Below are 14610 nucleotides of genomic sequence, written 5' to 3' on the forward strand. Positions count from 1 at the left end.
CCATGTTCGACACCGTGACCGGGACCGTACCCGCCGCCCGGGCCGCCGTCGGCGCGGAGGGCGGCGCACGTCCGCGCCGGGTGGCGGTGGTGGGCTCCGGCGTCGCCGGGCTCACCGCGGCGTACGGGCTGTCCCGGGCCGGGGTCGAGGTCGAGCTGTTCGAGGCCGACGGGCGGCTCGGCGGTCACGCCCACACCCAGGACGCCGTCGGACGGGACGGGCGGCCGGTGGCGCTGGACACCGGGTTCCTGGTCCACAACGAGCGCACCTACCCCCACCTGGTCGGACTCTTCACCGAACTCGGCGTCCGCACCCGGGACAGCGAGATGAGCATGTCCGTGCGCTGTGACGGCTGCGGCCTGGAGTACGTCGGGGCGAGGGGGCCGGTCGGCCTGTTCGCCCGACCCGACACCCTGGTCCGCGGCCGGTACCTGCGGATGCTCGCCGAGGTGCCGCGCTTCCACCGGCTCGCCCGCCGCCTGCTCGTCGACCCCGGGGCGGGCGACCCGAGCCTGCGGGAGTTCCTCGCCGCCGAGGGCTTCTCGCCGTACTTCGTGGGCCACTTCATGACCCCGGTGGTCTCCGCCGTCTGGTCCTGCGCCCCCGACCTGGCGGGCGACTACCCGGCCCGCTACCTGTTCACGTTCCTCGACAACCACGGCCTGCTCTCCGTGACCGGCTCGCCGACCTGGCGCACCGTCGTCGGCGGCTCGCGCAGCTACGTGGAGAAGATCGCCGAGCGGCTGACGGCCGTCCACCGGTCCGCCCCGGTGCGCGTGGTGCGCCGCCACCCGGACGGGGTCACGGTGGTCACCGGGGACGGGCGCCGCACCGAGGCCGACGCGGTGGTCATCGCCACCCACGCCGACCAGGCGTTGAACCTGCTCGCCGACCCGACCGACGCCGAGCTGGAGGTGCTCGGCGCCTTCGGCTACTCGCGCAACCCCGTGGTCCTGCACCGCGATCCGTCCGCGCTGCCCACGGCGCCCCGGGCGCGCGGCTCGTGGAACTACCGGATGCCGCACTGCACCGTGCCCAGCGACCGGGTGCGGGTCAGCTACCACCTCAACCGGCTGCTGAGGCTGGACACCGCCGAGGACTACCTCGTCACCCTCAACGAGGACAGCGGGCGGCCGGTCCCCGAGGACCTGGTGATCTCCCGCACCGTGTACGAGCACCCCGTCTACACCGCGCGCACGGTCGCCGCCCAGCGCCGGCTGCCCGAACTCACCACGGGCCGGACGGCGTTCGCCGGCGCGTACCACGGTTGGGGCTTCCACGAGGACGGCTGCCGCTCCGGGGTGCGGGCGGCCTGTTCCCTGCTGGGGGTGAGCGCGCCGTGACCACCCTGCCCGGGCCCTGGGGCGCGGTCCTCTACGACACCGTCACCACCCATGTGCGCACTTCGCCCCGCAGGCCGCCGTTCCGGCACCGCGGCTACCTGTGGCTGGTGGACCTCGACCACCTGCCGGCGCTGCCGCGCCCGCTCCGGCCGCTGGCCCGCTTCCGACCGCGCGACCACGAACTGAGCAGGTCGAACGGTGAGTTGACGATCCGTCAGGAACTGGCCCGCTACCTCGACGGCCACGGCATCCGGCTCGGCGACGGACAGGTGCTGATGCTCACCCAGGCCCGCTCGCTCGGGTACGTCTTCAACCCGCTCACCGTGTACTGGTGCCGCGACGCATCCGGCCGCCCGCTGTGCACGGTCGCCGAGGTCCACAACACCTACGGCGGCCGCCACCGCTACCTTCTACCCCCCGATCCGGAGGGCCGGGGCGAGACCGCCAAGGACTTCCCCGTCTCACCGTTCTTCCCCGTCGACGGCCGCTACCGGATGGTGCTGCCCGAGCCGGGCGAGCGGCTCCGGCTGACCGTCCACCTGGAGCGCGGGGGCCACCCGGCCTTCACCGCCACCGTGCTCGGCACGGCCCGGCCGGCCGGGCCCGCGGCCCTGCTGCGTGCCGCACTCACCCACCCGTTCGCCACCTGGGCCGTCAGCCTGCACATCCGCTACCGCGGCATCCGCCTGTGGCTCGACGGACTGCCCGTCCACCCCCGCCCGGGCGCCCGCCCGTCCCGATCCGTCCCGAAGCCCGCGCCGCCCACCACCGAGGTGCCCACCCCATGACCACCACGCTTCCCCCGACCCGGCCGGCGCCCGGCGTCGACCCCGCACGCTGGCCCGACGTCGCCCGGGTGCCCGACGTGCCGCTGCGCGCGGCCGTCGCCGCACGCCTGCTGCGCCGGGTCGCCTCGCGGCGCGGCCTGCGGGTCGAACTCCCCGGTGGCCGGATCCTGCGCCCGGCCCCGCCCGGCGCGCCCGTCCTGCGGCTGCACCGTCCCGGGGCCTTCCTCCACCGCGTCGGCGAGAGCGGCCTGATCGGCTTCGGCGAGGCCTACCAGGCCGGCGACTGGGACAGCCCCGACCTGGTCGCCCTCCTCACCGAACTCGCCACCGCCCCCGAGACCTTGGTGCCGACGGGCGCGCAGTGGCTGCGCCGGCTCTACGTCCAGCGCCCGCCGGTGGAGGAACTGGCCACCACCGTCAACGCGCGGAGCAACGTCCACCGGCACTACGACCTGTCCAACGACCTGTTCGCGGTGTTCCTCGACCCGACGATGAGCTACTCCTCGGCGATCTTCCCGACCGGCCCGGGCCATCGACCGCTCGCCGCCTGGAACGGCCTGGCCGCCGCCCAGCACCGCAAGATCGACCGCCTTCTCGACCTCGCCCGCGTCGGCCCCGGCACCCGGCTGCTGGAGATCGGCACCGGCTGGGGCGAACTCGCCCTGCGCGCCGCCGCCCGCGGCGCCCACGTCGTCAGCCTCACCCTCTCCGAGGAGCAGGCCACCCTCGCCCGGCGCCGGATCGCCGAGGCCGGGCACACGGACCGGGCCGACGTCCGGCTCTGCGACTACCGCGCCGTCGAAGGCCGGTACGACGCCGTGGTCAGCGTCGAGATGATCGAGGCCGTGGGACGGCCCTTCTGGCCCGCCTACTTCGCCACCCTCGACCGCGTCCTGGCCCCCGGCGGACGGGTCGCCCTCCAGGCGATCACCATGCCCCACGCCCGGATGCTGGCCAGCAGCCGCACCTACACCTGGATCCTCAAGTACGTCTTCCCCGGCGGACTCATCCCGTCCCTGCGGGCGATCGAGGAGACGGCCGCCCGCCGTACGCGGCTCCGGGTGGTCGGGGCGGACGCCTACGGGCCGCACTACGCCGAGACCCTGCGGCTGTGGCGCGAACGCTTCACCGAACGGTCGTCACAGGTCGCGGCCCTCGGCTTCGACGACGTCTTCCGGCGCACGTGGGAGCTCTACCTCGGCTACTCCGAGGCCGGTTTCCGCAGCGGCTACCTGGACGTCCACCAGGTGCTGCTGGCGCGGGAGCAGGGGGCGCCGTGAACGCCGCCGCCCTCGCCGTCAACCTCGCGGTCACCGCGGCCGTCGCCCTCGCCGTCCTGCTCGCGGCCTTCGCCGTCGGGGTGCGCACCGGGCGCCACCGCGGCGTGGACGTCGCCTGGGGGCTCGCGTTCACCGCCGTCGCGCTCACCGGCTACGCACTCTCCGACGGGCACGGCGACCCCGGGCGCCGGCTGCTGGCCACCGCGCTCGTCACCCTCTGGGGCCTGCGGCTGTCGGCCCACCTCCGGTGGCGCTCCCGGGGCGCCCCCGAGGACCCGCGCTACGCCCGGATGCTCTCCCGCGCCCCCGAAGGCCCGCCCCGCACCCGGTACGCGCTGCGCATCGTCTACCTGCTCCAGGCCGCCCTGGTGTGGTTCGTCTCCCTGCCGGTCCAGGCCGCCCAGTACGGGCCCCGTCCGCCCGGCCCGCTCGCCTGGGCCGGCACCGCGCTGTGGGCGGTGGGCCTGTTCTTCGAGGCGGTGGGGGACCGGCAGCTCGCCCGCTTCCAGGCCGACCCGGCCAACCGCGGCCGGGTGATGGACCGCGGCCTGTGGCGCTACACCCGCCACCCCAACTATTTCGGCGACGCCTGCGTCTGGTGGGGCCTGTTCCTGCTCGGCGCCGACACGCCGGTGGGCTGGGCCTTCGTCCTGAGCCCGCTCCTGATGACCTGGCTGCTCGCGTTCGGCAGCGGCAAACCGATGCTGGAACGGCGGCTGGCCGCGCACCGGCCGGGCTGGGCCGAGTACGCCGCCCGGACCAGCGGCTTCCTGCCCCGGCCGCCGCGCCGGCAGCGGGCCGCACCGGATTGAGGACCCGGATCGAGGACGAGGAGTCGACATGAACCCACGGAGACCCGACCCGAAGCGCTGCCTGGTGACCGGTGCGAGCGGCTACATCGGCGGCCGGCTGGTGCCCGAGCTGCTGGCCCGGGGGCACGCCGTCCGCTGCCTGGTGCGCAGTCCCGGCCGGCTGCGGGACCAGCCCTGGCGGGCCGAGGTCGAGATCGCCGCCGGCGACGTGAGCCGCCCCGAGACCCTCACGGCGGCCTTCGACGGCATCGACGTCGCCTACTACCTGGTCCACTCGCTCGGTACCGGACCGGCCTTCGAGGCCACCGACCGCGCGGCCGCCCACGCCTTCGGGGCCGCCGCCGCGGCCGCCGGCGTCACCCGGATCGTCTACCTCGGCGGACTCGCCCCCGTCGGTGTGCCCGCGGCGGAGCTCTCACCCCATCTGCGCTCCCGTGCCGAGGTCGGCCGCATCCTGCGGGACAGCGGCGTACCCACGGCCGAACTGCGGGCGGCCGTGATCATCGGCTCCGGCAGCGCCTCGTTCGAGATGCTCCGCCACCTCACCGAACGGCTGCCCGCCATGGTCACGCCGCGCTGGGTCGCCACCCGGATCCAGCCGATCGCCGTCCGGGACGTCCTGCGCTACCTGGCCGGCGCCGCCGAGCTGCCGCCGGAGGTGAACCGCACCTTCGACATCGGCGGCCCCGACGTCCTGACCTACGCGCAGATGATGCACCGCTACGCACGGATCGCCGGACTGCCACGGCGCCTCATCGTCCCCGTGCCGGTCCTCACCCCCCGGCTCTCCGGTCACTGGGTCGGCCTGGTGACCCCGGTGCCGAACTCCATCGCCCGCCCGCTCGTCGAGTCGCTCCGCCACGAGGTCGTCTGCGGCGAGCACGACCTCGCCCGGTGGGTGCCCGACCCGCCGGAGGGACTGACCGGCTTCGACCGGGCCGTGACCCTCGCCCTGCGCCGCATCAAGGACGCCGACGTCGCCACCCGCTGGTCCTCCGCCTCCCTGCCCGGCGCCCCCAGCGACCCCCTGCCGAGCGACCCCGACTGGGCCGGCGGCAGCCTCTACCAGGACCTCCAGGAACGCACCGTGACCGCCTCACCCGCCGCCGTCTGGCAGGTCATCGAGGGCATCGGCGGCGACAACGGCTGGTACTCCTTCCCGCTCGCCTGGGCCCTGCGCGGCTGGCTCGACCGCCTGGTCGGCGGCGTCGGCCTGCGCCGGGGCCGCCGCGACCCCGCCCGGCTACGGGTCGGCGACTCCCTCGACTTCTGGCGCGTCGAGGAGATCGAGCCGGGCCGGCTGCTCCGGCTGCGCGCCGAGATGCGGCTGCCCGGCCTGGCCTGGCTGGAGCTGTCCGTCACCCCGGACGGCGACCACCGCACGCGCTACCGGCAGCGGGCGCTCTTCCACCCCCACGGCCTGGCGGGCCACGCCTACTGGTGGTCCGTCGCGCCGTTCCACACGGTGGTGTTCGGCGGCATGGCCCGCAACATCACCGAGCGCGCCCGCCGGGAGCCGTGACCCGGCCGTCCCGGTCGGCGAACCCGGTCCGACCCGATCCCGATCACCGGGCGATCCACGACGTGGCGGGTGCGGCGACGGTTTTTCCTCCGGCGGCTGGTCTGGATATCGACCGAATCCGACCACCACCGTGGAGCGTCCGATGTCCAGTACCTTCCAGACCGCCGTCGTCACCGGTGCCAGCCGCGGCTTCGGGCGCGCGATCGCCGCCGCGCTCGTCGCCAAGGGGGCCGGCGTCATCGGCATCGCCCGCGACGAGCAGGAGCTGCGCGCCGTACGCGACGAACTCGGCGAGGGCTTCACGGCCGTCGTCGGCGACGCCACCGACGAAGCGCTCGCGCGCGACGTGATCCGTACCCACCGCCCCGGTCTGCTCGTCCTCAACGCCGGGGCCACGCCGCACATGGCGCCCGTGCACGAGCAGAGCTGGGAAACCTTCAGCCGCAACTGGGACGTCGACACGCGGCACGTGTTCGGCTGGACCCGAGCGGCGCTGCGGGAGCCGCTGGCACCGGGCTCCGTGGTCGTCGCGATGTCCAGTGGAGCCGCCCTGGCCGGATCCCCGCTCAGCGGCGGGTACGCCAGCGCCAAGGCCGCCATCCGGTACATCCGCGGGTACGCGGCCGAGGAGTCGGAGCGGGCCGGGCTGGACATCCGGTTCGTCACGCTGCTCCCGCACCTGACCCCGGCCACCGGCCTCGGGTCGGTCGGGGTCGCGGGCTACGCCGCGCGGCAGGGCGTGGAGCGGGACGCCTTCGTCGAGGGCCTTCAGCCGGTCCTCACGCCGGAGCAGGTCGCCGAGGCCGTCGTGGACGTCGCGGCGGACCCCGGCAGCGCCGCGGAGTACCGGGTCAGTGGTGCCGGACTGCGCCCGATCGGCTGAGCCGCCGCCTACAGTGGACCTCACCGCCCCCCGGGAGAACGTCGCGATGCCGTCCGACACCGAGTTCACCGCCCTTGCCGAGCCGTTCCGGCCGGAGCTGCTCGCGCACTGCTACCGGATGCTGGGATCGATCCACGACGCCGAGGACCTGGTGCAGGAGACCTATGTGCGGGCGTGGCGCGGGTTCGACCGGTTCGAGGGCCGTTCCTCGGTGCGGCGGTGGCTCTACAAGATCGCCACCATGGCCTGCCTGACGGCCTTGGAGGCGCGCTCCCGGCGGCCGCTTCCGTCGGGACTGGGCGCGCCTTCGGACGATCACCGGGTGGCGGTGGCCGACCGCGAGCCGTCCGTGCCGTGGCTCCAGCCCGCGCCCGACGCACTCTTCCGGGCCGCCGACCCCGCGGCGATCGTGGCCGGGCGGACAGGGGTACGGCTCGCCTTCATCGCCGCACTCCAGTTCCTGTCCGCCCGGCAGCGGGCCGTGCTGACCCTGCGCGACGTGCTGGCGTTCCGGACGGCCGAGGTCGCCGAGATGCTGGGCACCACGACCGCGGCCGTCGACAGCGCACTCCGCCGTGCCCGCGCCCGCCTGGCCGAAGCCGGACCGGTCGAGGACGAGTTGGCCGAGCCGGACGAGAGGACCCGGCGGGCCCTCCTCGACGGCTACGTGGACGCGTTCACGCGGGCCGATCCCGACGCGCTGGTGAGCCTGCTGCGGGCCGACGTCGAGCTGGAGATGCCGCCGATCCCGACCTGGTTCACCGGGCGGCCGGCCGTCGTCGGTTTCCTGGCCGCCCGGGTCCTGCGCCGGGACCGGTGGCGGATGGTGCCCACCCGGGCCAACGGCCAGCCCGCCCTCGTCGTCCACAAGCGCACGGACGACGGCCGGTACGCGCCCTACGGCATCCAGGTCCTGACCGTGAGCGGGGACCGGATCGCCCGCATCACGGCGTTCAACGACCCGGGCCTCGTGCGGACGTTCGGACCAGCGCCCGCGCCCGTGACCTGAGCCGAGCAGCTGCCGCAGCCCCATCGGAGGCCGGGTCCTGCTGCTGACCGTCCTGGGCGCCTTCGCCGGCACCGCCCAGGCCGCCCCGCAGGACGGCCCGCCCGGTCCCAACCCCGGTGACGGCCCCAGCGGATCGTCGTTCTTCATCGGGAACTGTCTGCGCGCCACCAACATCACGATCGACCCCGACGTGGTCCCGTTCTGCGGTGTCGGGCGGGCCGCCTACAACGCGACCGGGGACGTGCTCAGGCGGAACGCGAGGTTCCTCGGCAACGACCTCCGCGTCCTCGGCGGAACGCTCCGCATCAGGGGCGGGATCTTCGAGGGCAACACGATCGTCGGGGACAAGATCGTCATCGAAGGACGCGACGCGATCTTCGTGGGCAACAACCGGTTCATCGGCAACGTCCACGTCGAGGACATCGACGCGATCGCCGCGGAACTGGAGAACGTGGAGCTCTGCACCGACCACTTCCTCTCGGACTACACCGCGACCGAACACGACGGGCAGGGCGCACTGCACAGGAGGGAGACCGGGATCCACACCTACAACATCCGCGCCGCCGCCCGGACCCCGGTCCACGACAGCTTCACCTCCCTGCACGCCTACTGCGGGAAGAAGCTGCTGGCGGACGACTTCAGCTACTTCTCCGCCGTCGCCACCGCGCGGTACCCGCGGCCCGACCTCAAGTCCGACCCGGTCATCCGGTACGCCGACCTGAAGTTCATGTCGAACCAGGTGCACGACTGCCGGATCAAGATGCGGGCGGCCAAGAACCGGGCCGGCGCGGGCGCCGGGCTGAAGGCCCTGCTCGACTGCGCGAACGCGTACGTCCACAACGAGGTGTAGCGCCGGCGCGGCCGACCGTCCGCCCCGGAGGTGCCCACCCGCTCATCGCGGCGGGTGGACACCTCCGGGGCATCGCCGATTGAGCCCGGGGTCGCGGGGCGAGGTCACGGACCGCCGCCGGAGGAAGCGGTCCCGACGGGATCGGCAGGCGCACGCGGCAGCCCGATGACACGGCGGCCCGGGCCGACCCCGGCTCGGGCTGCCGCGAGAAGGGCCCTACAGCTGTCCCGTGATCGCCCTGGCGGTGCGGGCCGCCCTCTCCGCCGTGTCGGCGAGGGCCGCGTCTCCCGCTCCGAACAGGCCCTGGCGGAGGAAGACGGCGAGGCCGTGGGCGGCGCCGGCGACGCGGAGCAGCAGGTCGAACGCGTCGTCCGGGTCCGGGGACAGTCGTCGGGCGACGGGCAGCAGGAGAGCGCTGACCTCGTCACCGGCCGAAGCCAGCGCGGGGAAGCGGGACTTGTCGAGGCCCGCGTGGAAGGTGATGTCGAACAGCGCCGGCTCCTCGGCGGCGAACCGGACGTAGGCGGCGGCGAAGCAGGCCAGCTGTTCCCCGGGGTCGTCGCTGCCGCCGACGGCTTCGGCGAAGCGGGTCAGCTGCTCGCGGTATCCCTGTGTGGCGAGTTCGGCCAGCAGGGTCTCCCGGTCGGCGAAGTGCTTGTAGGGGGCCGCGACGCTCACGCCCGCCCGGCGGCTCGCCTCGGCCAGGGTGAAGCCGTGCGGCCCTCGTTCGCCGACCAGTTCGAGGGCTGCGCGCAGCAGGGCGTTGCGCAGGTCTCCGTGGTGGCGGCCGGTGGGGCGGCGGTTGACGGGCGGGCTCATGCCGCTAAAGTTAACACCACTTACCAGGTGAATGGCATTAACCACGGGAGTGGCCATGATCTCCGCCCGTTTCCACCACGTCAGCCTCTCGGTCGCCGACCTCTCCGCCCAGGAGGCCTGGTACGGCAGCGCTTTCGAACTCACCCGCGTGGACGAGCGCCTGGAGCTGCCCGAGGCGGGCGTCCGCACCGTCGTGCTGAGCAATGCGTCCGGCCTGCGGGTGGAGTTCGTCCAACGGCCCGGTTCGAGCCCGGTCGCGCCTGCCGACCCCTTCACCGCCACGGCCGTGCAGACCTTCACCCACCTCGCCCTGCAGGTCCCCGACCTCGACGCCGCGTTCGCCCGGCTGACCGGTGAATGCGGCGCGGCCCCGGTGTCGCCCCCCGGTCCCGGCGTCACCGCAGGCATGCGCTACGCGTACGTCGCCGACCCGGAGGGCAACCTCCTTGAGCTGATCGAGACTTCGCGCCCCTGACGCACCGGACAGGCCCGCGCCGTTCGAAGCGCGGGACCATGGCCGGAGGGCCTCAGGGCGTGGGCGTCCGCAGGGTGCCGCCCGGGCGGGACGGGGCGAGGACGCGGGACAGCAGGCGGGGGTCCGCCAGTGCCAGCGGGCTCCCCGTCATGTGGAACAGCTGGGAGAACGTGGTGTAGGTCCGCGGGTCGTGGGGGACGGTGTCGATCAGCCGGTTCATGAACCAGTTGGCGGACTTGACCGCCCAGGCCGTCCCCGACCGCTCCCAGGCCCGGTCCGGGACGGTCGCCATCAGCCACGGGAAGGCGGTGACGCGGGCCAGTGCCCGCTGGAAGCCGTGTCCGTCGAGGAGGGCCCCGCGGCGGCGGAGCGTCCGGTCCAGGAGCCGGGCCTCCAGTGCGGCGACGGTCATGCCCTGGCCGTAGGCGGGGTTGAAGGCGCACACCGCGTCCCCCAGGGCGATCAGCCCGTGGGGCCAGCGGGGCAGTCGGTGGTAGGCCGTCCTGGAGTTGAAGGTGCGGGCGTAGCGGCGGATCGGGGAGGCGGGGGTGAGGGAGGCGATGGTGTCGCCGATCGGGCTGCGCAGGGTACGGGCGTAGGCGAGGAACTCGTCCTCGTCGCGGGGCAGTCGGGTGCCGCCGGCGCCGTGCAGGGTGACGTGGAGCGCGTTGTCCTCGATCTGGATGGCGTAGCAGCCCTTGGGGAAGTCGGGGGCCCGCAGGGGCTGCAGAAGGCCCATCCACGAGGGCCGGGACCGTTCTTCGGGGTAGGTGTAGGTGCGGGAGGCGTAACCGATCCGCGCGTCGACCACCGTGGCGCGAGGACTGGGCAGGCCGAGGCCGACGAGCCACCGCGGCAGGTGCGAGGAACGGCCCGAGGCGTCCACGACGAGATCCGCGGCGATCTCCTCCTCGCCGTCGTCGCCCGTGACGCGAACCCCGGTGACCCGGCCGGGGCCGGCCGTCCGCAGACTCGTGACGGTCAGTCCGTCCATGACCGTGACGGGCTTCAACTCCGTCACCCGCCCGCGCAGGACGTGCTCCAGCAGAGGGCGGGAGAAGGTCTGGATCGGCAACCCCATGCGCAGCGGCGCCGGAGTGCCCCCGGGCAGCGCGGCGAACAGTCGCTCGCCCCAGTCCCACACCGGTGCGCCGGCCTGCTCCAACTCCGCACGCAGCTCGGGGAAGTGGCCCTCCAGCACTTCGGCCCCCAGGGCGAGGAGGGCGTGGACATGGTGCGCCTGCGGCACTCCGGGCCGTGGCGCTGGACCGCTCGGAAGTGTGTCCCGCTCGATGACGGTCACGGTCTCGACGTGGTCCGCCAGGACCCGGGCGGCGGTGAGACCCGCCACGCCCGCTCCGATCACCACTGCGCGCCCGATCTGGGTGCCGTCAGGCATAGTGCCCCCTCGTGTCACGGGCCAGCGTTCCCTGTTCGTGGTCGAATTCCCAGCCCGGCCGGCCGATGTCCTGCCGGAAGGCGCTCCGTGTACGGAACGGTGCGAGTTCCGATCGAAGATGCAATGCCCGAGGCGTGAAGTGACCGTCTCGGCTTCGACAGCCGTTTCATGGGGCGCGGAATCGAACGGTCGTGTTCGCTTGGGTGACCAGCCGTGCACTGTACGTAGCGCGGGCACCGGCGGAAACGGCGCTCGTGGTGGTGTCCGCACGCGTCCAACTCGCCTTCGAACGACGTGGATCGGAGGCTCCGTTCGCGCCGTGCTGGCTCGATCGCAGTCTTGCGGAGCACTTGTTCGGGTGCCTAGCGTGACCCGGCGCTCACGTTGCGCATCCACCACCCTCGAAGGAGCCGTGAATGACCAGCACTGCTGAGCCGATCCAGCCGACTCCGTACATCGCGGCCCGGAACCGTGCCGCCGTCGCCTCCGCGCCGTCCCCGAACAGCGACTTCGAGGACACCAGCCGCGGCCTGATCGCCGTCCCGGACGTCTCCGTCATCGTCTCGCGCACCGACCCGGCCAAGGTCGTGTGGGACTTCACGGCCTATGAGTTCCTCTCCGACACCGAGTGGAACCAGGCGCCGCCGACCGCCAACCCGCTGCTCTGGCGCCAGGGTCAACTGGCCGCCCAGGCGGGGCTGTTCCAGGTCATCAGTGCGGGCGGCCGGACGATCTACCAGGTGCGCGGCTACGACCTGTCCAACATGACGATCCTCAACGGCGACACCGGGCTGATCGTGATCGACCCGCTGGCCTGTTACGAGACCGCCCAGGCCGCCCTGGCGCTCTACCGGAAGACCACCGGCGACCGGAGCCCGATCTCCACCCTCATCTACACCCACAGCCACGTCGACCACTTCGGCGGCTCGCGCGGCCTGTTCGCCGAGCTCGGCGACCAGGTGCCGGCCACCCTCAAGGTGTACGCGCCGACGGGGTTCCTGGAGCACGCGATCAGCGAGAACGTCTACGCGGGCCCGGCGATGGCCCGGCGCGCCGAGTACATGTACGCGGCGGCCCTGGACAAGGGCCCCGGCGGGCAGATCGGCACCGGCCTCGGGCAGACCGTCTCCACCGGCGAGGTGACCCTGATAGCCCCGACCGACACCATCGGCGACGGCCCGGCCACCCCGCAGCGGGAGTGGACGTCCGGCTATGTGATCCCGTGGCGGCAGGGCCTGTACGCGCGGGCCGTCGACGGCGTCCCGATGATCTTCCAGCTGACGCCCGGCACCGAGGCGCCGGCCGAGATGAACTTCTACTTCCCCGAGCCCCGGGCCCTGTGCATGGCGGAGAACGCCACCCACAACCTGCACAACATCCTGAGCATCCGCGGCGCCCAGGTGCGCGACGCGCACGTCTGGTCGACCTACCTCACCGAGGCGATCCAGGCCTTCGCCCCGTACAGCGACGTCGAGTTCGCCTCCCACCACTGGCCGCACTGGGTGTCCGAGAACATCGTCGGGTTCCTCAGCAACCAGCGCGACATGTACGGCTACCTCAACGACCAGACGCTGCGGATGATCGACGCCGGCTACACCGGCATCGAGATCGCCGAGAAGCTCCAGGCGCTGCCGCCGAACCTCGCCGCCCAGTGGTACACCCAGGGCTACTACGGCTCGCTGAGCCACAACTTCAAGGCCGTGTACCAGCGGTACATGGGCTGGTACGACGGCAACCCGGCCAACCTGTGGAAGCTCCCGCCCACCCCGGCGGCCGTCAACTACCTCCGGGCCATGGGCGGCGCCGCCACGGTGGTGGAGCTGGCCCAGCAGGCCTACGACACGAACGACTACCGCTGGGCCGCCGAACTGCTCAACCACGTCGTCTTCGCCGCCGGTGACGCCGGCGCCCCGGTGCCCGCCGACGTGCTGACGCAGGCCAAGGCCCTCCAGGCGCAGACCCTCACCCAGCTGGGCTACGGCGCGGAGAACGGGACCTGGCGCAACGCCTACCTCACCGGCGCCTGGGAGCTGCAGATGGGCCACGCCCAGCGGCCCACCTCGACCGGCGCGTCCGACCTGGTCCGCAGCATGGACCTCTCGCTGTTCTTCGCCGCGATGGCCAAGAGCATCGACGGCCCCACCGCCGGCGCCCGGCAGCTCGCCCCGATCGTGCTGCGCTGGAACGTGACCGACGACCCGGCCCAGGGCGGCGGCACCGACGTGGGCACCACGGTGCTGCGCAACGGCGTACTGGTCTACGCGGACGGCACGTACGAGCTGGCCGGTGAGCCCGCGGCGACCATCACCATGACCCGTGACACCTTCAACGGCCTGGTGCTGGCGGGCATGGACTTCAAGGCCAACTTCGACGCGGCCGTGAACAAGGGCGACTCCGGCATCCAGATCACCGGCGACCCGACCGCACCGGACACCGTCTTCGGCTACCTGACCTTCCCGGACCCGGTCTTCCCGCTGGTCACCCCGCGGCCCGACCCCGCGCACAACTGACGGACGAAAAACAGGACGGGAGTAGGACGGGAACAGGGTGGGGCCGGGGCGACCGCCCCGGTCCCACCTCCGCCGCGCACCGGACCGGGACGGAGGCCGCGCCGCCGTCCTGGTCTTGACCAGTGCCACGTGCGGTGTGATGGGCTGTCACCATGACGGAGACTGCAAGCCGGGCCGGTGCGGTGGCACTGGTGACCGGGGCGAACAAGGGCATCGGCTACCAGATAGCCCTTCAACTGGCCGAACGCGGGCTGACCGTGGTGGTGGGCGCCCGCGACCCCGAGCGCGGCCGGGCCGCCGCCGACGAGCTGCTGGCCGCCGGGGCCGACGTGCACCAGGTGACGCTGGACGTCACCGACCCGGAGACCGTGCGGCAGGCCGCCGGGTGGATCGGTGAACGGTTCGGGCGGCTGGACGTGCTGGTCAACAACGCCGGCCAGGGCGACGACCCGGGGCACCTGCCCAGCGCCGCCGACCTCGACGCGGTCCGCGGGATCTTCGAGACCAACGTCTTCGGTGTGCTGACGGTCACCAACGCGCTGCTCCCGCTGCTGCACCGCTCCGCCGCCGCACGCATCGTCAACGTGTCCAGCGGACTGGGCTCGTTGACCATGCAGAGCTCCCCGGACAGCCCCCTGTACCGGGTGCCCCCCACCGCCGCCTACCCGGCGTCCAAGTCCGCGCTCAACGCGCTGACCGTCCAGTACGCCCACGAGCTGCGCCCGCACGGCATCCTGGTCAACGCCGTGACGCCCGGCCCCTGCGACACCGACCTGACCAGGGACTTGCAGGACGCCGGGTTCAAGGTGGACCGCACTGCCGCCCAGGGCGCGGCCGTCATCGTGCGGCTGGCCACCCTGGGCCCGGACGGCCCGAGCGGCGGCTTCTTCGGGGAGGACGGCCCGCTGCCCTGGTGACGG

13 protein-coding genes are annotated in these 14610 nt (G+C 73.4%); 11 read left to right on the forward strand and 2 right to left on the reverse strand.

Going from position 1 to position 14610, the window contains the following annotated elements; all coding sequences use genetic code 11:
- Positions 1-2 precede the first annotated feature (2 nt).
- From ACIP4P_RS28630 to ACIP4P_RS28665, 8 genes are all read left to right on the forward strand, one after another.
- Positions 3-1343 carry an NAD(P)/FAD-dependent oxidoreductase gene (locus tag ACIP4P_RS28630; protein WP_400923502.1) on the forward strand — a complete coding sequence of 447 codons (1341 nt, stop codon included), beginning with the start codon at positions 3-5 and terminating at the stop codon, positions 1341-1343.
- A gap of 5 nt (positions 1344-1348) precedes the next feature.
- Positions 1349-2131 carry a DUF1365 domain-containing protein gene (locus ACIP4P_RS28635; protein ID WP_400923504.1) on the forward strand — a complete coding sequence of 261 codons (783 nt, stop codon included), beginning with the start codon at positions 1349-1351 and terminating at the stop codon, positions 2129-2131.
- Positions 2128-3411, forward strand: a complete 1284-nt coding sequence (locus ACIP4P_RS28640) for a class I SAM-dependent methyltransferase (protein WP_400923257.1) — start codon at positions 2128-2130, stop codon at positions 3409-3411. Before ACIP4P_RS28635 ends, ACIP4P_RS28640 begins: the two co-directional genes overlap by 4 nt.
- Positions 3408-4223, forward strand: a complete 816-nt coding sequence (locus ACIP4P_RS28645; RefSeq protein ID WP_400923259.1) for a DUF1295 domain-containing protein — start codon at positions 3408-3410, stop codon at positions 4221-4223. Before ACIP4P_RS28640 ends, ACIP4P_RS28645 begins: the two co-directional genes overlap by 4 nt.
- Positions 4224-4251: 28 nt before the next feature.
- Positions 4252-5745, forward strand: a complete 1494-nt coding sequence (locus tag ACIP4P_RS28650) for an SDR family oxidoreductase (protein WP_400923261.1) — start codon at positions 4252-4254, stop codon at positions 5743-5745.
- A gap of 142 nt (positions 5746-5887) precedes the next feature.
- Positions 5888-6628, forward strand: coding sequence for an SDR family oxidoreductase (locus ACIP4P_RS28655; protein WP_400923262.1), 741 nt, complete (start codon positions 5888-5890; stop codon positions 6626-6628).
- A 13-nt stretch (positions 6629-6641) separates the two neighbouring features.
- Entirely contained in the window at positions 6642-7637 is a 996-nt protein-coding gene (locus tag ACIP4P_RS28660; RefSeq protein ID WP_400923264.1) for a sigma-70 family RNA polymerase sigma factor, read from the forward strand.
- A 190-nt stretch (positions 7638-7827) separates the two neighbouring features.
- Positions 7828-8487 (forward strand): hypothetical protein, encoded by a 660-nt coding sequence (locus ACIP4P_RS28665; protein ID WP_400923266.1) that lies wholly within the window; start codon positions 7828-7830, stop codon positions 8485-8487.
- A gap of 216 nt (positions 8488-8703) precedes the next feature.
- Here ACIP4P_RS28665 and ACIP4P_RS28670 read toward each other — a convergent pair whose 3' ends face one another.
- On the reverse strand, positions 8704-9306 hold the full coding sequence (locus ACIP4P_RS28670) for a TetR/AcrR family transcriptional regulator (RefSeq protein WP_400923268.1): 603 nt from the start codon (positions 9304-9306) through the stop codon (positions 8704-8706).
- A 55-nt stretch (positions 9307-9361) separates the two neighbouring features.
- Between ACIP4P_RS28670 and ACIP4P_RS28675 the strand changes: the two genes are divergently transcribed.
- Positions 9362-9781 (forward strand): VOC family protein, encoded by a 420-nt coding sequence (locus tag ACIP4P_RS28675; RefSeq protein ID WP_400923270.1) that lies wholly within the window; start codon positions 9362-9364, stop codon positions 9779-9781.
- Positions 9782-9833: 52 nt separating this feature from the next.
- Here ACIP4P_RS28675 and ACIP4P_RS28680 read toward each other — a convergent pair whose 3' ends face one another.
- A complete protein-coding gene (locus tag ACIP4P_RS28680; RefSeq protein ID WP_400923272.1) occupies positions 9834-11180 on the reverse strand; it encodes an FAD-dependent oxidoreductase in 1347 nt (448 codons plus the stop codon).
- Between the two features lie 416 nt (positions 11181-11596).
- Here ACIP4P_RS28680 and ACIP4P_RS28685 point away from each other — a divergent pair, with 416 nt between their 5' ends.
- A complete protein-coding gene (locus ACIP4P_RS28685) occupies positions 11597-13690 on the forward strand; it encodes an alkyl/aryl-sulfatase (RefSeq protein ID WP_400923274.1) in 2094 nt (697 codons plus the stop codon).
- Between the two features lie 152 nt (positions 13691-13842).
- Complete coding sequence (locus tag ACIP4P_RS28690; RefSeq protein ID WP_400923276.1) at positions 13843-14607, forward strand: SDR family oxidoreductase; 765 nt, start codon at positions 13843-13845, stop codon at positions 14605-14607.
- Positions 14608-14610 lie beyond the last annotated feature (3 nt).

It is taken from the genome of Kitasatospora sp. NPDC089509 (genome assembly GCF_044749365.1).
Taxonomy (GTDB): Bacteria; Actinomycetota; Actinomycetes; order Streptomycetales; family Streptomycetaceae; genus Kitasatospora.

Coding starts and splice junctions, on each gene's coding strand:
- ACIP4P_RS28685 (WP_400923274.1), top strand. CDS start 11,597: ATGACCAGCACTGCTGAGCCGATCCAGCCGACTCCGTACATCGCGGCC.
- ACIP4P_RS28640 (WP_400923257.1), top strand. CDS start 2,128: ATGACCACCACGCTTCCCCCGACCCGGCCGGCGCCCGGCGTCGACCCC.
- ACIP4P_RS28680 (WP_400923272.1), bottom strand. CDS start 11,180: ATGCCTGACGGCACCCAGATCGGGCGCGCAGTGGTGATCGGAGCGGGC.
- ACIP4P_RS28670 (WP_400923268.1), bottom strand. CDS start 9,306: ATGAGCCCGCCCGTCAACCGCCGCCCCACCGGCCGCCACCACGGAGAC.
- ACIP4P_RS28630 (WP_400923502.1), top strand. CDS start 3: ATGTTCGACACCGTGACCGGGACCGTACCCGCCGCCCGGGCCGCCGTC.
- ACIP4P_RS28690 (WP_400923276.1), top strand. CDS start 13,843: ATGACGGAGACTGCAAGCCGGGCCGGTGCGGTGGCACTGGTGACCGGG.
- ACIP4P_RS28650 (WP_400923261.1), top strand. CDS start 4,252: ATGAACCCACGGAGACCCGACCCGAAGCGCTGCCTGGTGACCGGTGCG.
- ACIP4P_RS28675 (WP_400923270.1), top strand. CDS start 9,362: ATGATCTCCGCCCGTTTCCACCACGTCAGCCTCTCGGTCGCCGACCTC.
- ACIP4P_RS28655 (WP_400923262.1), top strand. CDS start 5,888: ATGTCCAGTACCTTCCAGACCGCCGTCGTCACCGGTGCCAGCCGCGGC.